Origin of the sequence: Candidatus Poriferisodalis sp. (assembly GCF_965203655.1) — a bacterium.
Taxonomy (GTDB): domain Bacteria; phylum Actinomycetota; class Acidimicrobiia; order Acidimicrobiales; family Poriferisodalaceae; genus Poriferisodalis.
In genome coordinates, this window is sequence record NZ_CBDBDD010000006.1 from 90,574 (window position 1) to 109,930 (window position 19,357).

General features: G+C 67.1%; 17 protein-coding genes. 10 read left to right on the top strand and 7 right to left on the bottom strand.

Annotated elements, in window-relative coordinates; translation table 11 throughout:
• Positions 1-10: 10 nt before the first annotated feature.
• The gene (locus ACOGW9_RS06350) at positions 11-778 is read right to left on the bottom strand and encodes an SDR family NAD(P)-dependent oxidoreductase (RefSeq protein WP_419909461.1); all 768 of its coding nucleotides are present in this window, start codon (positions 776-778) and stop codon (positions 11-13) included.
• Between the two features lie 120 nt (positions 779-898).
• Here ACOGW9_RS06350 and ACOGW9_RS06355 point away from each other — a divergent pair, with 120 nt between their 5' ends.
• The 3 genes from ACOGW9_RS06355 to bfr all read left to right on the top strand — a co-directional run bounded on the left by ACOGW9_RS06355 (position 899) and on the right by bfr (position 2,433).
• Complete coding sequence (locus tag ACOGW9_RS06355; RefSeq protein ID WP_419909463.1) at positions 899-1,576, top strand: metal-dependent transcriptional regulator; 678 nt, start codon at positions 899-901, stop codon at positions 1,574-1,576.
• A gap of 142 nt (positions 1,577-1,718) precedes the next feature.
• Positions 1,719-1,949: a (2Fe-2S)-binding protein gene (locus ACOGW9_RS06360; RefSeq protein WP_419909465.1), complete on the top strand. Its 231-nt coding sequence runs from the start codon at positions 1,719-1,721 to the stop codon at positions 1,947-1,949.
• A 10-nt stretch (positions 1,950-1,959) separates the two neighbouring features.
• Positions 1,960-2,433 carry a bacterioferritin gene (bfr, locus tag ACOGW9_RS06365; RefSeq protein ID WP_419909467.1) on the top strand — a complete coding sequence of 158 codons (474 nt, stop codon included), beginning with the start codon at positions 1,960-1,962 and terminating at the stop codon, positions 2,431-2,433.
• 24 nt (positions 2,434-2,457) lie between these two features.
• Here bfr and ACOGW9_RS06370 read toward each other — a convergent pair whose 3' ends face one another.
• Entirely contained in the window at positions 2,458-3,837 is a 1,380-nt protein-coding gene (locus ACOGW9_RS06370; protein WP_419909469.1) for a DUF3179 domain-containing protein, read from the bottom strand.
• 36 nt (positions 3,838-3,873) lie between these two features.
• On the bottom strand, positions 3,874-5,742 hold the full coding sequence (locus tag ACOGW9_RS06375; RefSeq protein ID WP_419909471.1) for a hypothetical protein: 1,869 nt from the start codon (positions 5,740-5,742) through the stop codon (positions 3,874-3,876).
• Positions 5,743-5,839: 97 nt separating this feature from the next.
• Between ACOGW9_RS06375 and ACOGW9_RS06380 the strand changes: the two genes are divergently transcribed.
• Entirely contained in the window at positions 5,840-7,744 is a 1,905-nt protein-coding gene (locus ACOGW9_RS06380) for a flavin-containing monooxygenase (protein WP_419909473.1), read from the top strand.
• 100 nt (positions 7,745-7,844) lie between these two features.
• Here the strand turns inward: ACOGW9_RS06380 and ACOGW9_RS06385 are convergent, their stop codons facing one another.
• Both ACOGW9_RS06385 and ACOGW9_RS06390 read right to left on the bottom strand, forming a co-directional pair.
• Positions 7,845-8,771: an NYN domain-containing protein gene (locus tag ACOGW9_RS06385; RefSeq protein WP_419909475.1), complete on the bottom strand. Its 927-nt coding sequence runs from the start codon at positions 8,769-8,771 to the stop codon at positions 7,845-7,847.
• A 364-nt stretch (positions 8,772-9,135) separates the two neighbouring features.
• On the bottom strand, positions 9,136-9,951 hold the full coding sequence (locus ACOGW9_RS06390; RefSeq protein ID WP_419909477.1) for an enoyl-CoA hydratase/isomerase family protein: 816 nt from the start codon (positions 9,949-9,951) through the stop codon (positions 9,136-9,138).
• 199 nt (positions 9,952-10,150) lie between these two features.
• Between ACOGW9_RS06390 and ACOGW9_RS06395 the strand changes: the two genes are divergently transcribed.
• The 3 genes from ACOGW9_RS06395 (at position 10,151) to ACOGW9_RS06405 (ending at position 13,277) form a co-directional block, all read left to right on the top strand.
• Positions 10,151-11,701, top strand: a complete 1,551-nt coding sequence (locus ACOGW9_RS06395; RefSeq protein WP_419909479.1) for a trimethylamine methyltransferase family protein — start codon at positions 10,151-10,153, stop codon at positions 11,699-11,701.
• A gap of 48 nt (positions 11,702-11,749) precedes the next feature.
• On the top strand, positions 11,750-12,808 hold the full coding sequence (locus tag ACOGW9_RS06400; RefSeq protein WP_419909481.1) for an LLM class flavin-dependent oxidoreductase: 1,059 nt from the start codon (positions 11,750-11,752) through the stop codon (positions 12,806-12,808).
• A 76-nt stretch (positions 12,809-12,884) separates the two neighbouring features.
• The gene (locus ACOGW9_RS06405) at positions 12,885-13,277 is read left to right on the top strand and encodes a nuclear transport factor 2 family protein (protein ID WP_419909483.1); all 393 of its coding nucleotides are present in this window, start codon (positions 12,885-12,887) and stop codon (positions 13,275-13,277) included.
• A 46-nt stretch (positions 13,278-13,323) separates the two neighbouring features.
• Here the strand turns inward: ACOGW9_RS06405 and ACOGW9_RS06410 are convergent, their stop codons facing one another.
• Positions 13,324-14,097 carry an SRPBCC family protein gene (locus tag ACOGW9_RS06410; RefSeq protein WP_419909485.1) on the bottom strand — a complete coding sequence of 258 codons (774 nt, stop codon included), beginning with the start codon at positions 14,095-14,097 and terminating at the stop codon, positions 13,324-13,326.
• Positions 14,098-14,178: 81 nt separating this feature from the next.
• Here ACOGW9_RS06410 and ACOGW9_RS06415 point away from each other — a divergent pair, with 81 nt between their 5' ends.
• Positions 14,179-15,408 (top strand): hypothetical protein, encoded by a 1,230-nt coding sequence (locus ACOGW9_RS06415; RefSeq protein WP_419909487.1) that lies wholly within the window; start codon positions 14,179-14,181, stop codon positions 15,406-15,408.
• Between the two features lie 15 nt (positions 15,409-15,423).
• On the opposite strand, the gene ACOGW9_RS06420 is transcribed toward ACOGW9_RS06415, so the two are convergent.
• Entirely contained in the window at positions 15,424-16,719 is a 1,296-nt protein-coding gene (locus tag ACOGW9_RS06420) for an ISL3 family transposase (RefSeq protein ID WP_419909489.1), read from the bottom strand.
• A gap of 198 nt (positions 16,720-16,917) precedes the next feature.
• On the opposite strand from ACOGW9_RS06420, the gene ACOGW9_RS06425 reads away from it, so the two are divergent.
• Together ACOGW9_RS06425 and ACOGW9_RS06430 are read left to right on the top strand one after the other, a co-directional pair.
• A complete protein-coding gene (locus tag ACOGW9_RS06425; protein WP_419909491.1) occupies positions 16,918-18,783 on the top strand; it encodes a hypothetical protein in 1,866 nt (621 codons plus the stop codon).
• Positions 18,784-19,099: 316 nt separating this feature from the next.
• On the top strand, positions 19,100-19,324 hold the full coding sequence (locus tag ACOGW9_RS06430) for a hypothetical protein (protein WP_419909493.1): 225 nt from the start codon (positions 19,100-19,102) through the stop codon (positions 19,322-19,324).
• Positions 19,325-19,357: the final 33 nt, after the last annotated feature.

Here is a 19,357-nt window from a genome sequence, read left to right on the forward strand (position 1 = left end):
GGCCTGACGCTCAGACCATCGAGTAGCCGCCGTTGACCGAAACGGTCTGGCCGGTGATCCAGCTCGACAGCGGCGACGCCAGCAGCAGCACCATCGGTGGCACGTCGGCGGGCACGCCGACCCGGCGCAGCGGGTACATCTTGGCGATACGGGCCATGCGCTCGTCGTCGGCATTGCCCGTGTGGTGGGCGAACCTCTCAGAGCGCACCAGGCCCAGCGACACCGTGTTGGCGCGGATGCCGTTGCGACCGAACTCCTTGGCGACCGATTTCATCAGGCCCATCGTGGATGCCCGGGTCGCTGCGACACCCGCCAAGCGGCTCTCGCCCACCCGGCCTGAGTCGCCCATCAGCGACACGATCGAGCCTTCGACACCGGCATCGACCATGTGCCGCACTACCGCTTGAGTCATCCGCAGGGTGCCCATCACGGTCACGTCCACCATTCGGGCCAGATCGTCTGGATCGGCGTCGACGAAGGGGCCGGTGTCGGTGTAGGCGGCGTTGTTGACGAGCACGTCGACCGTGCCGAACTCGCTGACCACCTCGCTGACAGTGCGGTCCACCTCCTCCTGTTGCGTGACGTCGCAACGGATCGCGAGCGCCGCCCGGCCTGATTCCTGCGCGGCCGCCGCTCCCTTCTCCGCCCCCTCGCTCGAAACGTTGTAGGCGAAGGCCACGTTCGCACCCTCGTCAGCGAATGCCGCAGCGATGGCCAACCCGAGTCCCTGGCCCGCTCCCGTCACGAGGACGTTCTTTCTTGCCAGTTGCAGATCCATCTCGCACTCCCCTCCGCGCCCCGGCGCCCGATGCGGACGGCGTCAGTCTGCCTTGAGCGGTAGCTGCGCGCCTGCAAAGTCGGTGCAGCGAAAGTCTGGGCTAGGGGTATGGTGGCGACCGTGGGGTATGAGCCGACTGAACACCATCCGGCCTTCGAGGAGTACTCCGAGACGGTGTACGAGCTGGCGGAGGACGGGGTCGAGGTCATCCAGGCGCGCATCGCCGAACGGCTGGACGTCTCGCGGCCGGCGGTGTCGGAGATGATCCGCCGCATGCAACGTGAGGGCCTGGTGAGCGTCGATGACGACGCCCATATCAGCCTCACTGACGAGGGACAGGAGATCGCCACCACCGTGGTGCGAAGGCACCGGCTGGCCGAGCGGTTTCTCACCGACATTCTCAAGCTCAACTGGGCAGTCGCCCATCACGAGGCCGGCCGCTGGGAGCACGTCATCTCGCCCGTCGTGGAGCGGGCGATGATGGACGTGCTCGACGATCCCAACACGTGCCCTCACGGCAACCCGATTCCCGGCACCGACTATGTGGCCCCGCCAGATGCGAAGCCGCTCGCCGACGTCGGCACCAGCGGCGCCTTCACCGTGGAGCGCATTCCCGAAGAACTCGAATTCGAGCCGGGGCAACTGGAATTCCTCGAGCACTCGGGGCTCATGCCGGGCCGCGCAGGCGAGGTCATTTCGGTTGCTCCCGACGGCACCGCCACCGTCCGGATGCCCGAGGGCACTGTCGGCGTGAGCGCATACACCGCCCAGCGAATTCTCGTCACCGCGGGCGACTGAACGACCCAGCGACATACCGCGCTTGCGCGCGGTCACACTCCGCGCTTGCGCGCGGTGCGTTAGCAGTGCCTAACATGGGCCATAAGGAGTCGTGCACCACGGTGGTGCGCGCTTCAGCACTGCACCGAAGTTCCCGACATCCATGATCGTCTGCCAATGTCTCGCGACGAATGAGGCCGCCATCCGGCAGCTTGCCGCGCACGGCGGCACAACAGTCCGCGACGTATCGATGGCGTGCGGGGCCGGGACCGACTGCGGCAGCTGCGTCGCCATGATCCAAGCGGTGCTCGACCAGTGCGTGCTCGAGGCAATCGACCCCGAGCATCACCCTGTCCACTCGATCGCCTTCGAAGCGATCGCGGTGGGCGCATAAGCTGGAGTTCATGCAGGGATCACCCGAGGTCATCGAGTTCTTGAACGAAGCGTTGACGGCCGAGCTGACGGCCATCAACCAGTACTTCGCTGCCTCCAAGATCGCTGACAATTGGGGATATCACCGACTGGCCTCCAAGTATCACGAGGAGTCCGTCGAGGAGATGCGCGACGCCGAGAAGCTGATGGAGCGCATCCTGCTGCTCGATGCCCTGCCCAACATGCAGCGGCTGGGCACCGTGATGATCGGCGAGACCGTGCCGGAGCAGCTCGCGCTCGACCGGCAGCTTGAGGAACACGCCATCGAGCGGTACCGCAGCGGTGTGCGCCTGTGCCTCGACCAGGGCGACGCCGGCACCCGCGAGCTGCTCGAGCACCTGCTGGTCGGCGAGGAAGAGCATCTCGACTGGATCGAGACCCAGCAGAGCCTCATCCAGGACATCGGCATCGAGCGCTACCTGCTGAGCCAGATCGGCGACGACTAGCGCTCGACGCCGACGCTGGGTCTTCTACAGGCTGCCGATGTAGGAGATTCCGGGGTCGAAGGCGGCGGCTGCGAACCAGAACGTGTCGATGTGCTCGATGGGTGCGAGCTGCGCTCCGGCCAGCGGGCCGGCGAGGGCGCGGCCGAGCAATGACCATGTCGAACCCGTCTGATCGTCGACGAACGCTCCGGGCTCGACCGAGCTCGCAGCATCCGGCTTGCGAGCGAACGTGAGCTGCTGATCGTCCACCGTCGGGTCATAGACGGCCGTTGCGCCCACGTCCCGGCCGAAGGCCACTTGGGAGTTCTGGATCGGTGTTGCGGTGCCCGGCAGGTGGAACGCCACCACCCCGGTGCCGCCGACATCGACCGTCATGACGCCCTCGGACCGCAGCGTTTCGTGCACCACTGCGATGGCGTCCCCGGCGTGGCGGATGACGAGCACGCGGGTCTGCGGCGGCAGTCGATCGTCAGGCTCGCCGGCGAAGAGGAACGGGATGCCATCGGGCGCGTCGTAGTTCACGTACGGGTTGCTGCCGTAGGACCGCCCGAAGCCGGCGGGCCGACTCAAGACGAGCCCGTCGGGATGTTCGGCCTGGAAGGTCTCGAAGGCGACCGTCGCCATGGGGATCAGCTCGAGCTGGGTCCCGGTGAGCTCGCCGGCGATGGCTTGGCCGGTGTAGTGCGTCCACAGGCTCTCGGTCTGGCGGTCGTACATGACCAGCGCCGAGTTGTAGAGCTTGCCCGAGGTGCCGAAGTCGAAGATGCGGTCGCCGAGCCGGCGGTGGTACGCGATGGCGGTGTTGCACAGCGGGCAAAAGGTGACCGTGACCGGCTCCCCGCCGATGGTGTCATTGACGATCTCGTGCCAGATCATGACCTGCGCCGGGTAGGCGCGGGCATCGCCATTGATCGTGAGCGTCACGACGGCCTCCTGAGGCTGCAGGTAGCCGACCTCGGAGGCACGTTCGAACTCGGGTGACTCGATCGGGGGGATGCCGTCGGGCGGAGGTCCGCCGGAGATGATGTCCAGCGGCGAGACGAGCGGCTCCGGCAGCGACGGCGCCAAGATGCCGTCGCGCAGCGCAGAGACGGTGACCTCCGGTGGGTCGCCGGGGATCTGTTCGACCTGCAGTGGGATGATCGCCAGCGTTGTCACCGGAGCTGCCGTGGGTGCAGCGGTTGTCGCTGGCGCGGAGGTGCTCGTGGCGGTCGCCACGGTCGCCCCGGGGGCGGGTTCCGCCGTCGCCTCGGGGGCGGCCGCGACATCGCTGGATGACGTGTCTGAACATCCGAATGCGACACACGCGAGACCTGCGGCCACCGCGGTGGGAATCACGGCGCGGGCGGCCCGTCGAGATGGCAGCCACCTCAGCCGGAACGGATGCCGCTGCTGTGAAGCCATCATGCGACGCTATCCCTATGCACCGCAGCGGGGCATTCACCAGCCGATGCATCGACCTTCGGGTAGGTGCCACAGCGCCCACGATGCTGCAGGCTCGTCGACGAGATGCCGGGCGTTCGAGCAGCGCGCCGTCAGGTCGTCATGGGCGATGACCATCGCCGAGCACGGCCGGTCGCCGGTAGTGATGTCGACGCGCTCGTGGGTGATGTCGGGCAGCTCCAGCCGGTAGAGCCACAGCGCATAGTCGGGCACCTCGGTGCGGTCGTGGGCGAGACAGGCCAGCCCGTCGTCCTCGACAGCGTCGGACACCGTCGCGGCTGCAGTGACCTGATCGCGTGCCACAGCGCCGACATCGGCGAGATGGCGGTGGTTCAACACGGTGGCCGTCGCCCCCAGCGCCAGCACTGTCGCCACGAGTACGCCCATGGCAACTGCGGGGGTGCTCGCCGCACGCACGCGGGCAGTGGCAGATGCTGCGTCTGATGTCGGCGGCGAGGCCGATGGGACCGTCTCGCCGTGGCCAGCCGGCGCACGCCCGCGCTGGGTCACCGCGGCGAGCAGGACTCCGAACAGTGTCACCACGAAAGCCGCGACGGCCACTGCACCCAAGCGCTCATCGAGCCAGCTCCACGCAGGGCTGAACGACAGAGTCATGATGCGGCGCGCCGCGGCGCCGTAGCCGCTTGCAGCACCCACGACCACGACGCATGCGACAGCGGCCACGACCGCGCTCGCTCCGAGCAGTGCAGGTGCGTCGGGGCGGCTTCGTTGCCGGGTCGCGAGCCGTGCGAGCGCCGCGACGGCCAGCGGCACGGCCCACGGGTCGACATACCGCCCGTAGAGCATCGCATCAGGGCGTTCGCTGCCGGTCAGCGTCCAGCCGCCGAGCATCACGGCTCCGGTCGCTCCGAATGAGAGGCACAGCAACGTGGCAGTCAGCGCGTCGGGGCGGGCCAGAGCAGTCCCCTGCTGCGGCTGCAGGGTCTGAGACATCGAACTCGACGACCCGACGGGATCGCCGACGCGCCATCTGCGGACCAACCAGAGCGTCGCAGCGAGACCGGTGACCAAGCCGACGAGGCCGAGGCCGAGGGTTCCCCCGCCCAGCGCCAGGAGCTGGCCCGAGACGGTGGCGAAGGGCTCCGCTCCCCTGTCGAGCTGAGCTGCCTCGCTCAGCCGTTTGGTCGGCCAGGTGTCGGTGAGCGTCAGGGCTGCTGCCGTCGCAGCCCCGCCGACGAGCAGGCCGGCGGCGAGGGCCGACCATGCTCGGCGGCCGATCCGGCACAGCAGTGCTGTCAACACGACCGCAACGACCAGCACGATCATGCGGGCATGCAGTGCCACAGCCAGCGTGGCGATCAGGCCCGCACGTGCCCACGCTCGCCGGCTCGCTGCCGAGCCGTCAACCGCCACAGCGAAGCCCACTGCGAGCGCCACCGCGAGCACGACGAGGGTGAGCAGGGTCTCGGGCCAGGCGATGCGCGAAGCGCTCGACAGCGACGGGTGCACCGCCGCGAGAAGTCCCCCTGCCCCAGCCACCCACCATCGCTGCGATCCCACCAGGCCGAGCCGGGCTGCCACCACCACAGCAGCGGTTGCCGCCAGCGAGTTGACGACCAGAGCCAGGTAGTGCACTGCCTCGCCTTGGGTCTCCAGCAGTGAAACCTTCGAGACGGCTACCAGCGGCGCAATCAGCAGCCCGTACCCCGGCTGGAACAGGACATCGCGGAGCGCGAGCCCATCGCCGCCGACCCATTGGGCGATGCCCAGGTAGGCCGGGATGTCGGGAACCGCGACCGGTCCGCCGGCCGCGATCGCCGTGCGCAGGTGCACAGCGAGCACTGCGAAGAGCACAACGGCCCCGGTGAGGGCCCACACAAAAGTCCGCGGCGTGTCGCGCTGCATGTCTCTGCGAAGGCTGTCACACCCCGGCGCGCCGGCGGACGCCTCCCCTAACATCGAATGGGGCATTCACGGAGGTCGCACCATGTCAGAGGGCCAGGTGGCAACAGACGCGGGCGGGCGCCCGGCGATCAGCATCGATCCCGCGACGGGTCGCAAGATCTTCAACACCAAGGCGGCGAAGGCGTCCGAGAAGATCGCCGGCAAGGGCTACTCGGTCAATGCCGATGAGCAACTGAAGGAATTGCCCCCGCCCCCGCCGGGTGCCGTGTTCAACGCCGAAGAGCAGGCCAAGTACCGCGACTTCAAGGAAGCGCGCCGGGGCGCTGCCGACTACATGGCGATGGAGGGCGAGTTCAAGCGCTATCTCGACGACGTTTATTCCGAGCCGCCGATCGAGCGCGAGGCGCTCCACGACGAGTGCGATGTGCTGTGCATCGGCGCCGGGTTCGCGGGGCTGCTGCTGTGGCACAAGCTGAGCAGCGCCGGATTCACCGACGTGCGCTTCTGCGAGAAGGGCGGCGACGTCGGCGGCACCTGGTACTGGAACCGCTACCCGGGCATCGCCTGCGACGTGGAGTCGTACAGCTACCTGCCGCTGCTCGAAGAGATGAAGTACATCCCCACGATGAAGTTCGCCTCGGGCTTCGAGATTCTCGAGTACTGCCAGGCGATGGCCGACAAGTTCGGCTTCTACGACCACTGCCTGTTCCACACCACCGTCGACTCCACGGTGTGGGACGAGGAGACCGGACGCTGGACCGTCTACACCGACCGCGGCGATGCCATGAAGGCTCGCTACGTGATCCTGGCCAACGGCATCCTCACCAGCCCCAAGCTGGCCCGCATCGACGGCATGGCCTCCTTCGCGGGCGAGTCGTTCCACACGTCACGCTGGGACTACAACATCGACCTCGAAGGCAAGCGGGTGGGCATCATCGGCACCGGGGCCACGGCGGTGCAGGTCATCCCCGAGATCGCCAAGGTGGTCGGCGAGCTGTACGTGTTCCAGCGGACGCCATCGTCGATCGACGTGCGCGACCAGCGCGAGACCGACCCAGAGGAGATCGCCGAGTGGTCGAAGGAGCCCGGCTGGGCACGGGCCCGCCGCAAGCGCTTCTCCCGCATCTCATCGGGCCGCACCGCGATCAAGGCCAATGACGACTACCTCGCCGGCCGGGTCGACGATTTCAAGGAGCGCAAGCAGCACGCTCGCAAGCTGTCGCCCGACGAGCTGGTGCAGAAGCAGCTCAACACCAACTTCCGGATCATGGAGCAGATCCGTGCCCGGGTGGACGCGATCGTGGAAGACCCTGCGACCGCCGAGGCGCTGAAGCCGTACTACCCCTACGGCTGCAAGCGGCCCACCTTCCACGACGAGTACCTGCCCACGTTCAACCTGCCCCACGTTCACTTGGTGGACACTGCCCCGATGGGCGTGCAGGAGATCAACGAGCGGGGCGTGGTGCACGAGGGCATCGAGTACCCGCTGGACGTGCTGATCTACGCCACCGGGTTCCAGTGGATGGCGACGTCGACGTTCAACATGATCTCGGGCCGTGAGGGCGTGACGCTGAGCGAGAAGTGGCAGACCGAGGGCACCCGGACTTTCCTGGGCCTGCACAGCCACGGCTTCCCGAACCTGTTCATCGTGTCGGGCCCGCAGGGCGGCGGCGGCAGCTTCAACTTCACCGACGCCATCGACACCCACGGCGACTACATCATCTGGATGCTCACCGAGATGCGCGACAAGGCGTGGAACGTGGTGGATATCACCGAAGACTCAGAGGTGAACTACGCCGAGCACTGCCGCGTGGCCGACATCACCACCGCGCCGCTGCGCGACTGCCTGTCGTATTACAACGGTCACGGCGACGCCGAGCCGGGCAGCTTGGCGTACTACGGCGGCGGCTACTGGCACAAGTGGCGGATCGCCGCCCAGGAATCGCTCGACCCGTACCTGTTCGAGTTCAAGCCGGACCAGGTGGCCCAGCCCGCCGGCTAGCCCAGCGCCGGGGATGCGCTTGGCAGCCCGAGGGTCGACGATCTGTCGACCACCGGTTGCTCGACGATCAGTCAGATGCGCGGCCAGCCCGCGGATCGGATCAGGCGTCGCGTGCCTCGGTGCCAGCTGTGGACGATCCATCAGCCTCTCCGAGAATCACTGCGATCTCCTTCCAGAATTCGGCTCTCGCGAGCCACTTCTCGGATTCGGTGAGGCGTCGGCTCAACCCTTCGGCCGCGACTCGCAGCATCCAGCCGTCCGTCCGCTGCGGGAGTCGTCGATTCGCAACGGCACGCCGCTCCTCGGTTTCGAGATAGGCACGTTCGTCAGCATCGGACTGCGACCAATACTCATGCGCGACCTGCCTCGCAGCGCCCCGAACAATCTCATCGCCATCTGGTGTTGACTCGGCGTCACTGTCGCCGTCATGTACTTCCGACTGCTGATGAGCGCCAGACCGATCCGCTGAGGGCGGCTGCGAGGATTCGACGCTTCGCTTGCGATGCATGAGCGGCTCAAGCTGCTCGCGCTGAAAAATGTAGACGGCATCCGCGGCGTGGCGAAGCGCGTCTGATTGGTTGCTCCGGTTGGGTTCGATTCCAATCAGGCTGATTCTCACGCCGAAGTCCTTCGCCGCGTTCACGCCTTCCAACAGGTCCTCATCGCCGGCTACCAAGAAGATGTCGCTGACTCGGCCGGACTGCGACAGCGTGAACAGATCTCGGTAGATGAGGGAGTCAACGCCCTTCTGCAGTCCGGCATTCGACAAGCGGCCAAGGCGAAGCTGAACTGCACGCAGGCTCGCAATGTGGTCATGCTCGGGGGTCGGCATCCGATTGGGAGCGGCGTCGTACCAGTACATCCGCAACATTGAGACGCCAGTCGTCTCGCGTCCAAAGGACTCAAGATGGTCACGTAGCGCACCGTGATTCAGCAACAGTTCGTGACGGGCTTTCGTGCCATGGACGAGTGTTCCTGCAGACGCGTACACGTAGCCCGCGTCAACCAAGATCAGAAAGGAGTCCATCGATCCTCCGAACGCAAAAGCGGGAGCCTTTTCGGCTCCCGCTCAGCACCTCATCAGAAGCGCCAGTTCTATGCGCCGGGCCCTGAGACCCGGCCAGACACCTCATCGGAGGCGCCAGCTCTATACGCAGCAGCATACCGAAAGCCGAGCCGGCGTGACGACGGGCGCGCATCTGATCGATGTGCTGCAGATCGCCAGCCAAGCGTGGTGATGCCATGTGGGCATCACAGCATGGCGGGTGCGTCGAAGACGAATCAGTTTCGCGCTGCGAGCGCAGCCCGGCGCTGCGTCGACCCCGGCGTCGAGCGGAGTCGAGTGCGGCTGTTGGCTGACTAGCGCGCCGGGCTGCCGACGGCAATCCGGGTCAGCGGTTGGACCACTTCACTTGGCGGCGTTCGAGGAACGACGCCATGGCCTCTTTGCTGTCCTCGGTGAGCGAGGACATGATCTGCGTGCGGTTCTCGAGGTCGATGCCGGCGCGCAGGCTGCCGATCTCGAGGTTCGACCACATGACTTCCTTGGTCATCCATACGCCGAAGGGGCTGTTGGCGGCGATCTCGGCGGCGACGCCGAGGCAGGTATCCATGAGGTCGTCGTCGGGGACCACGGCGCTGACGAGACCGATGCGGTCGGCTTCGGCGGCGTCGATCACCCGGCCGGTGAGCAGCAGCTCCCAGGCCCGGGAGGCGCCGATGAGACGGGGCAGCATCCAGCTCACGCCGATGTCGCAGCCCGAGATGCCGAGGCGCACGAAGGCGGTGCCGAACTTGGCGGTCTCGGCGCAGTAGCGGACATCGGACGCGCAGGCGATGGCGAACCCGCCGCCGGCTGCCGCGCCGTTGATGGCTGCGATGATCGGCTGGCGCACGTCTCGCATGTGGTGGACCAGCTCGGCGATCTCCTGCTGGACAGCCATGCCGCGCTGAGGGCCGCCGTGGTCCTCGGTGCCCGGCACCGTGCCGTAACCGGTCAGGTCGAGCCCGGCGCAGAAACCTCGGCCGGCGCCCGTGAGCACGATGGCGCGGGTGTCGTGGTCGTTGTCGACAGCGCTGAGCGCGTCGTGGAGATCGCTGACCAGCCCATGCGTAATCGCGTTCAGCCGTTCGGGCCGGTTGAAGGTGATGCGGGTGACGCCGTCGGCGGGCGCATCGATGCTCAGGTTCTCGTAGCCGTCGGACATCGGGGCATCCTCTCGCTCAGCAGCCGCTGTGTTGCGCAGCGACAGCACAGTAGCCAGCGGGATCGAAGCCCTCTCGGGCGGATCAGACTGGTCCTGCTTGGTTCGCAGATGCGGCGGCGCACGTACGGACTGGCGGCGCCGACCTGTGCTGTGGTCGGCGTCGGGCACGGCGACGCGAGACGTAGCCCAGAATGTGCCGATGGCTGGCGGAGGTGGCAGCGAACGCCGCACACGGCGGGGGCGGTCGAGTCGGGTCGCGGCACGCACTGCTGCGCCGCTGCCGTCTGCGGAGCAGCTCACGCCGCGTCGGCGCATTCCCACCTACGAGCTGCTGGACGATGTCGCACTGGAACAGCTTGAGGCGCACGCCGACTGGATCCTGTCCGAGATCGGCGTCGAGTTCCGTGGCGACGACGAGGCGCTAGCGCTGTTCCGCTCCGCCGGGGCGCACGTCGACGGCGTGCGGGTTCGCTTCGAGCCCGGCTTGGCCCGGCAGCTCTGCTCGACCGCTCCACGCCAGTTCTCCATGTGGGGCCGTGACGGCCGGCGCATCGAGATCGGCGGCGATCACGTGCTGTTCACGCCGACGTACGGCCCGCCGTTCGTGACGGATCTCGACGAAGGCCGCCGCTACGCCACCATCGACGACTTCCGGAACTTCGTGAAGCTGACCTGGATGTCGCCGTGGCTGGCGCATGGCAGCGGAACGGTGTGCGAGCCGGTCGACGTGCCGGTCAACAAGCGCCACCTCGACATGGTGGATGCCCACCTGCGCTGGTCGGCCAAGCCGTTCATGGGCGCAGTGACCGCACCCGAGCGGGCCGAGGACTCGATCGCAATGGCCCGCATCGTGTTCGGCGCCGAGTTCATGGAGACGCACTGCGTCATCCAGGGCAACGTCAACGTGAACTCGCCACTCGTGTGGGACGCCACCATGAGCGGTGCCCTCAAGGCCTACGCCCGGGCGAACCAGGGCTGCCTGATCTCGCCGTTCATCATCGGCGGCGGCATGGGGCCCGTCACCCAGCCCGCCCTTGTCGCACAGGCCCATGCTGAGGCCATGACCGGCATCGCGCTCACCCAGCTTGTGCGGCCCGGCTCGCCGATGATCTACGGCAACTTCCTGACCACGATGGATCTCCGCTCGGGTGCGCCCACGTTCGGCACTGCCGAATCGACGCTGGCCACCTACGCGATCGGACAGCTCGCTCGGCGACTCGGCCTGCCGTTTCGCTGCGGTGGCCACTACACGGCCTCGAAGGTCGCCGACGCGCAAGCCATGCAGGAATCAGCCGATGCGATGACGCCGGGATTGCTGGCCGGAGCGAACTTCATCCTGCAGGCGGCTGGCTGGCTGGAAGGCGGGCTGACGCTCGGGTACGAGAAGTTCGTGATGGACGCCGACCGCTGCGGCATGCTGCATCGCCTCATAGACGGCCTGTCCGTCGACAGCAACGAGCTCGGCGGCGAGGCGTTCAGCGAAGCCGGCCCGGGCGGCAACTACCTGGCAACCGCCCACACCATCGCCAACTTCGAGACAGCCAACTTCGAGGCCACGCTGTGCGACACCCGCTCGTTCGAGCAGTGGTCAGAAGAGGGTGCGCTCGACATGGCCCAGCGAGCTAACCAGCAGTGGAAGCAAACCCTCGCCAACTACGAGCCGCCCCCACCCCTCGAGGGCGCAGTCGACCGCGAGCTGCAAGCCTTCGTCGAAGACCGCAAATCAGCCGTGCCCGACGCCTGGTACTGACCCGAACGAGCCCGGGCCGGCCTGGGGCTGCCCAACTAGCTTCGCCGCATGGCGCAATCGCTCAGGTTCGGGATCGTGCACGACTTCCGCTGCCCGGCGGGCAGCGACGTGACGATGCCGCAGGTGTACTCCGAGACGTTCGAGCAGGTGGTGCTGGCCGAACAGCTCGGCATGGAGCTGTGCTGGTTCACCGAGCACCACTTCATGGCCGACGGCTACTTGCCCAACTTCGTGCCCGTGGCGGGTGCGGCAGCGGCCCTCACCAGCAGCATCCGGTTCTCCACCGACATCTGCCTGATGCCGTTCCGCGACCCGGTGCGGCTGGCCGAGGACCTGGCCGTGCTCGACAACATCTCCGATGGCCGCATGGAGCTGGGCGTCGGCATGGGCTATGCCGCGCATGAGTTCGCCGGCTTCGGGCTGCCGCTCAGCCGGCGGGTGTCGCTGACCGAGGAGGCCATCGAGATAGTGCGGCTGGCATGGTCTGGCGAGCCGTTCAGCTATCAGGGCAAGCGGTACAGCTACCAGGATCTGCGGGTCACGCCCGATCCGGTGCAGCCCGGCGGGCCGCCGTTGTGGGTGGCGGCCACGAGCCGCGCCGGGGCGCTGCGGGCTGCCCGCTTCAATACGAACCTGCTGCCCCAGGGTCCGAAGGCTGCCGTGCTGGACCCGTGGAAGGAAGCGCTGGCGGCGGATGGCCGGGATCCCGGCGACAAGCGGGTGGGGATCATCCGCGGCGTGTATGTAACCGACGGCTCGGACCCTGCCGACGACCCCGTCTGGGAGGCGGTGGCTGCGGCCGAGAAGTACCGCCGCGATGTCTATATCGGCATCATCAAGGCCAGCGCCGACCACAAGCAAACGGACCGCGAGCGTGCGGCCCGCACCGGTCCGCGCCAGCCCGATCCGCTGAACCCACTGGTGTGGACCGTCGGCGACGCCGACCATTGCGTCGCCGAGCTGACCGCCATGATCCAGGACCACGACGTCACCGACCTGGTCACCTGGGGCGGCCCGCCCGGCCTCCCCCCGTCGGTGATGAACGCCTCGCTGGAGCGCATGGCCCGCGACGTCATCCCCAGGGTGCGCGCCAACCTCTCCCGCTGACGGTCCGGTCCGGAAACTGCGGCCTCAGGCCGGATTCCCCGGGGAACGCATGCGTCGAGTGGCCTATGGTCCCGGCATGGACATTGCTGACCGTCTGGAACTGCACGAACTGCCGGGCCGCTACGGCGACATCATCGACGACCGCGACTGGGACCGGCTGGGGACGGTCTTCACCGACGATGCGGTGTTCGACCTGACCGATCTGGGGGCACCGCGGCTGGAGGGCTTGACGGCGATCCGCGACTTCATGGCCGATGAGGCAGAGCACCCGCGCACGCACACCATGACCAACATCTACGTGAACGAGACCACCGACGGCGTGGAGCTGAAGTTCCGCATCCTGGCGCTGCTCGGCGGCGGCAAGGTCGGCACTGCCTCGTATCACGACCAAGTGGTGAAGACGCCGGATGGCTGGCGTGTGCAGGACCGCATGCTGAAGCGCCGCCGCACGCAGGTGTACCCCGACTGAGTTGTCGCAGGCCCTGTTTCGGGCCAGCGGGAAGACAGTCGAGACGTCAGTCGGTCGCCGGGGCGCGGCTGTCGAGCCAGGCGCGCCAGCGGGCGTCGTCGCGTTCGGCGGCGACTGCGCCGTCGGGGCCGTAGAGATACAGCCACACCGAGACCATCGTGAACCCGCCCCCGTCCTCGGAGGTCAGGAAGCCGGTGCCGGGTGCGGGGGTGTCGAGCAGCAGGCTGATGCGACGCGGGCCGGTGCCGACGACCGTGCCGCCGAGCTTCGTGTCGTCGTCGGTGGCCACGTCGAGACGGTCGCCGACGCCGGGCATCTGGCCGATGCCGAGCCCGCCGGCGAGGATCTCCCAGCCCTGCTCGGGCGTGACCGGCCACATCACCATCGGAAGCGCGGAGGTGGCGGTCTGCCCGGCGAAGTGCTCGAGGTGGAGCTGCAGGTTGGACATGAACAGCTTCCAGCCGTCCACCATGGCGTCGTACTGAGGGTCGTCGTCGCCGAAGCCTGCGTTGTGCAGCCGCACGGTGCAGGTGTTGTCGTCATGCGGTTCGACGGTCCACTCGAACGACAGCCCACCGACACCCTCGCCCCCGTCGAACACCACCCGGCGCGGCGGCTCCCAGACCGCCACCCGGCCAGCAATCTGCATTTCAGGCTCGGGGCCGAACGAAGCCACGCCCGCTCCCCCAGCGCGCTCCTCGACAGTGTGAGGCACGTACCACGCCGAGATCCCGGGCCCGGTCGCCACTGCTCGCCACACCGTCTCAACGTCGCCGATCACCTCGACCGACAAATCAATCACTCGTCCCGAGTCCGCCATGCGCTCATTCTGCCCTGCTGCCGACGCAGGTACAGCCCTCGGTTCGCGTCGGGCCGCACTGCTGCGTACGCTTGCCGGACTATGGCGACGGGCACCGGATACATGCCGCGGCTTGAGTCGCGCGAGGCGTACGTCGATCACCTCGAGGGCTACACCGAGCCCGCTGTCGCCGAGCTTCGCGACGGCAAGCTGAGCCGGAAGCTGCTCAAGACGTACATGCTCGAGACGGCCCGACACGACCACGACACGCCCGGCCTGGAGTCGATCTTCCCATCCCGTATCCATCTGCATCGCATCGACGAAACGCTGTACCGGGTCGAGGACGAAACGCACGAGGGGCAGATAGTCGGGCTGCTGGAGATGCTCGAAAAACGGCACCCCGTGCTCTATACGACGCTGGACGCCGACGACAGCAACAAGTGGGTCCGGCAGGCGGTCGACCGGAACCCGTGGCTGGACCGTCTCTGGCTCTCGTCGCCGATCCTGTTCGAACTGTGGAACTACGTGCAGCGCAACACCCCGGCCCATCGCTACGTACGCCTCGGGTTCGAGCACGAAGCCTGGTACGAGGCCACGCCTGGGCTCGATGAAGGCGACGACGAGCGCATAGAAGACGACGAACCCGCGAGCGACGACTCGGCCCGAGGGCTGGCGGAGCGGCGCCGGTCGCGGGTGACGTTGACCGAACGGCTCGGCGTGCTTCAAGACAAGCTGCCGCAGTTCCTCGATCTGTACGACCCGATGCACTCTTTGGTGCAGTTGCAGATCCCCGGCGGCAACCGGGGCGGCCACCTGCTGTACCACGACGGGCACGCCACCAACCGAAGCGATTCATTCGTCGAACACCGCCAGGAGATCGCCAAGGTGCTGAACCTGTATCGCGGCGTCACCCAGCACTCCGAAGACCAGCTCTGGCTGGACACCACCGAGGTCGGCGACGACGCCTTCACGGTGAAGGGTGCCCCAGTCACGATCCGATTCAGTCAGCCGCTGAGCGAGGACACGTTCGCGCTCTTCGTCGATCTCGGCCTGAAACGCCGGACGAGCCGGCTTCGCATCGGCGGGTACATCACATGGCGAGGCCCTGCCAAGGTCCATGTCGCCGCCATCGACCGGCATCTCTGGCAGCCATTCTTGCTGGAAGCCACGAGCCGTCAGCTCACCGCTGTGTTGCCGCACGGCACCTGCGGCAACACGATCCACCGTCTCGTGACCAACGTCCAGCGCTGGCTCGATCCGAACATCGAGGTCTGGCTCGGCAGCGAGCCCTATGCGACCGCCGTAGCGAACTCGATGCGGGCAGCCGCATAACCGGTTCTCCGCGATTTAGGGGGGAGTGAGGGTTTTGAGGAGGGTCCAGTCGGGTTTTCCGGCATAGAGCAGCGCGCGGATTCGGAAGTTGTCGAAGTTGGTGAATCCGAACGCGACTCGTTTGACGCGTTTTGCGAGGTTGTTGGCTGCCTCGGTGGGTCCGTTGGTGGCTCGGGAGGCGTGCCAGTTGGTGATCTGGGGGCGCCACGCGGCCAGGGTGCGTCCGAGACGGTTCAGCTCGGGGCTGTACGCGTCGTCTTGGAGATCGCGGGCGAGCTCGTCGAGCGCGGCTGTGGCCCAGCGGCGTGTGGGCACCTGGTAGATGTCCCGGACGGCCTCTTTGGCCAGCCATGCGTCGCGCACCTCGCCGTGGGGGTCGCCGGCGGCGAGCAGGCCCTGCAGCTTCGCCTGTCCGGCTCGGGCGACGCGTTCTTTGGCCATGACGAGCAGCTTGCGTATCCGATACAGCGGATCGTGCTTGGTGCCGCGTCCGCCCAGGGTGTCGTTCTGGACGCGTCGGCGCACCTCGTCGAGGACGCTGTTGGCGAGCCGCACGACATGGAACGGGTCCGCGACCTGGCGGGCGTGCGCCAGCGCGTCGCCGAACGCCTTGCGGTAGGGCCCCGACAGGTCCAGCACCGCCCAGCGCACCGCACGACGCCATCCCGGAGGCCGGCTGCGCAGCCACGCCGCGGCGGCGTTGGCAGTCCGACCAGGGAAGACATCGAGCAGGCGGCCCCTGCGGACGTCCACCGCGGTGGTTGCCCACGTCTTGCGCCGATAGCGGCCTCGCCGCACGACGAGAATCTCGTCCATCCCCAGCGCGGTCACCCCGTCGAGGCGGCCCCGGTCAGCGTTGAGCAGCGCTTCGCCCCAGCGCCGCACCGAGGCCATGACCGTGTGCCAGCCGCAGCCCAGCTCCGCGGCCACCGCTGCGATATCGCGTCCCGCGCCCGCCTGGCGGGTCGCCCAGCGAGCCGCCCGGGCCGTGAGCAGCCCACGCGCAGCCCCGATCCGGGAGTCCTGCTCGGTCCACGACCCCACAGCGCAGGCCGCATCAGGACAGCGCCAGCGACGCTTGTGCCACACCAGCCGCACCGGCCGCCCGAACACCGGCAGATCCACCAGCACCACACAGCGGGACCCCTTCGACCACGCCCGCCTGCCGCACGACCCGCAGCACGGCCGGTCCCCGCCCAGCCGCACATGCACCCCCAACGGCCGCCCAGCCCGGTCGACAACACCGACCACCTCCACGCCGGGGCCCAAGCCCACCAGCACACGATTGACACGCGTAGGGTCAGCCTCCACAGGGATCCTCCAGCACTCGGAAGCATCAACACCTCCGATTCTGGGGGATCCCTCCCATTCAGGCCCGCACCCTCACACCCCTACTGCCCCCTCAAACGCGAAGAGCCTGATTCCCTCGATCGCGCATGGGCACTCGTTCAGCGCGGCCGTTTCCACGCCGATCGCGGCGACTTCGGCCCAGCTCAAGATGACGTATCGATGGCACGGGAACTTCTCCGCTTGGTTCATGACGATGAAGAGGTCTCGGCACCCATGGTGTCGGCAATTGCCGCGGGCGCTGCGCGAACCGCCGACGTCATCGTCACAACGAGGCGATTCCGAGGAGGCGCGGGGGATGCTGAACCCACCGAAGCCTGGATCGCCAGACAGCAGGAGGCCTACCTTGAGCTACTCAAGGCGTCTGACACCGCAGTCTCGTGGTGGCGGAGCCAAGCTACGGCTCTTGCACTGGGGCGAGAGCAGGACAGCGACTTTGAGTCATGGGCGGAAGACGATCCGCCGCAGTACATCGGCGGAAGTCCGATGCCTGAGACAAGGCTCCAATCTGCTGAGCTCAATGCCGACATCACCGGGGAGCACGGGCAGTGGAAGGCACTGTCCGCACGTCGTGGCATTCAGACCCTCATGCGCGCGCCGTCCCATCCAAATGCAGCTGCTGAACTGGAGAACGGCATTGACGCACTTCGACGCTGCGGCGATTCGAGCCGCCTCACGAAGGCCATGCGCCACCTGCTCAAGGTCGGTCCCCTCGCACCGATTGCCGCCTCGGTGGCCAAGGTCCCGACATCAGGATGGACTCATACGACCGCACGAACGAACTTCGAAGCGCTCGCTTTGGCCGGGGACCTCCTCGAACATGCAACTGCGGACCAATTGCTTGAGCAGTGCGCTCGAGCCGCTTGCGGTGAGGCGACTGACCTCGGATGCACTCAGGATGAGGGCTATTTCAACCTTCCTTCATTTGCAACGGAAGCAGCCGCTGGCGTACTTCCGGCTGCGTCTCGTAGCGCGCATGACGACTTCGCTGGCCACCTTGCCAAATTGCCGGAAGTGCTACCCGTTACGTTCCTCCGCGGCCTAGAGCGAGCCTTCTTCTTCCTCGACTACGCCCAGGTCAGCCACCCGACCCGACAACAGTTGCTCTCGCTCGCGGACCGCGGTCATGCCCGACTGAGCAGCGCTGTCTGGGGTTGGTTCGCGAACCATGGCAGCGCCGCCGCCCTACGTTCGCTCGCGGAAGCTGCTGCACAGGGCGACATCTACGCACTGGCCGAGATCAAAGACGTGTCTGCATTCGAAGAATCCGAAGGCGCCGAGCTCATTGACACTCTTGTAGAACGAGTTGAGCATGCCCGCGTGGACGCGCTTGCGGGGGGAGGCAACAGTGGGAACAGTGCTTTCTGTCATGCACTCACTTGGCTGAACCTGAGACTTCCCGAGGTTGCTCGGTGGGAACCGGTCATCGCGTTTCTCGGCGAGGCGCGAACATTCATCGAAGACAGAAGCGCCATCTGCATTGCCCTCGCTACGGATGCGCAGCTCATTCCGAGGGACGTACGAGACCAACTTGCTGCCGTCGTTGATGTCGCAGCTTCAGGGTCTGCCTCATTCTGGCCGGGTGCGGAAGCAGCGGGCACAAGACTCAGACTCCAGATCGCACTGGGTCTGATTGACGCCACGGGGGTCGACGACGCCGTGGCCCGACTCGCGCTGGGTTCACCTCAAGAACGCGAGGACGCATGCTTGATACTGCACGCATCAGCCTGCACCAATCGTCGCCTGCTATTGAGATTCCTCGTTCGCGACACCGACTTCTCTGTGCGCTACCAAGCGGCACAAACGATTGGCTATCTGGTTGCCCTGGGGGCGAGCGATGCCGACATCGACCTCGCTTGGGACGTGGCCGGCGACGACAGCCGTCAGTTGCCAATCGCGCTTCTTGAGGGCTTCGCAGCGGTTCCAGGTATCCCGGGCGTCGCTGCCCAAGAAATCGGCAGTTCCCTTCTACAACACCCCTCCGCGGCGATGCAACACCATGTTGCTCGGGTTCAGCAGCTTTGCTGACCACCAATGGAGCGGTCGGAGCGACGAGACCGATGCCGTCACCCGACCCAATGAACCGTCGAGTCTCCGCCTCATCTGGCAGCGCGACCTGCCATCAGTGCCCGGCGACCACGAGGGGATTCGCAGGTGTCGGGCCTGCCAACGACGCAAGGGCCCGCCGAAGCGGGCCCTGCACCCAGCCACCGAAGCGGCTGGGGGAACTGGCGTCAGGCTATGACCTCCTCTGACGACTGCGACAACACCGCAGGCCACGCAGCGCTCCACCGGCGAAAATCAGGCAACTGCCAGACAGGCGCCCAATACAGTCGGCGGCGTGATGAGGGCGAGGGTGCGGCTTGACAAGGAGACCCGGCTGCTGCTTGAGCGAATCGCGCCCGAGTTCGGCGGTCGGGAGGCGACCGTGGGCGAGGCGTTACGGCGACTCGCAGCCGATCACGACCGCAAGCAGGCGCTCAGCGACTTCCTCGAAGCGTGGGAGGCCGAAGCAGGCCCGCTCAGCCCTGACGAGGTCTCGGCGCTGGCCGAGCGCCACGGCTTGTGACTTTGGAACCCTTATCACTGGTGCGGACGACAT

What these genes read in the sequence shown, in the direction of transcription:
- ACOGW9_RS06400 (WP_419909481.1), top strand. Translation starts at nt 11,750, where the DNA reads ATGGCGCAATCGCTCAGGTTCGGGATCGTGCACGACTTCCGCTGCCCG.
- ACOGW9_RS06375 (WP_419909471.1), bottom strand. Translation starts at nt 5,742, where the DNA reads ATGCAGCGCGACACGCCGCGGACTTTTGTGTGGGCCCTCACCGGGGCC.
- ACOGW9_RS06415 (WP_419909487.1), top strand. Translation starts at nt 14,179, where the DNA reads ATGGCGACGGGCACCGGATACATGCCGCGGCTTGAGTCGCGCGAGGCG.
- ACOGW9_RS06390 (WP_419909477.1), bottom strand. Translation starts at nt 9,951, where the DNA reads ATGTCCGACGGCTACGAGAACCTGAGCATCGATGCGCCCGCCGACGGC.
- ACOGW9_RS06370 (WP_419909469.1), bottom strand. Translation starts at nt 3,837, where the DNA reads ATGGCTTCACAGCAGCGGCATCCGTTCCGGCTGAGGTGGCTGCCATCT.
- ACOGW9_RS06410 (WP_419909485.1), bottom strand. Translation starts at nt 14,097, where the DNA reads ATGGCGGACTCGGGACGAGTGATTGATTTGTCGGTCGAGGTGATCGGC.
- bfr (WP_419909467.1), top strand. Translation starts at nt 1,960, where the DNA reads ATGCAGGGATCACCCGAGGTCATCGAGTTCTTGAACGAAGCGTTGACG.
- ACOGW9_RS06350 (WP_419909461.1), bottom strand. Translation starts at nt 778, where the DNA reads ATGGATCTGCAACTGGCAAGAAAGAACGTCCTCGTGACGGGAGCGGGC.
- ACOGW9_RS06385 (WP_419909475.1), bottom strand. Translation starts at nt 8,771, where the DNA reads ATGGACTCCTTTCTGATCTTGGTTGACGCGGGCTACGTGTACGCGTCT.
- ACOGW9_RS06405 (WP_419909483.1), top strand. Translation starts at nt 12,885, where the DNA reads ATGGACATTGCTGACCGTCTGGAACTGCACGAACTGCCGGGCCGCTAC.
- ACOGW9_RS06425 (WP_419909491.1), top strand. Translation starts at nt 16,918, where the DNA reads ATGGCACGGGAACTTCTCCGCTTGGTTCATGACGATGAAGAGGTCTCG.
- ACOGW9_RS06395 (WP_419909479.1), top strand. Translation starts at nt 10,151, where the DNA reads ATGGCTGGCGGAGGTGGCAGCGAACGCCGCACACGGCGGGGGCGGTCG.
- ACOGW9_RS06360 (WP_419909465.1), top strand. Translation starts at nt 1,719, where the DNA reads ATGATCGTCTGCCAATGTCTCGCGACGAATGAGGCCGCCATCCGGCAG.
- ACOGW9_RS06430 (WP_419909493.1), top strand. Translation starts at nt 19,100, where the DNA reads ATGAGGGCGAGGGTGCGGCTTGACAAGGAGACCCGGCTGCTGCTTGAG.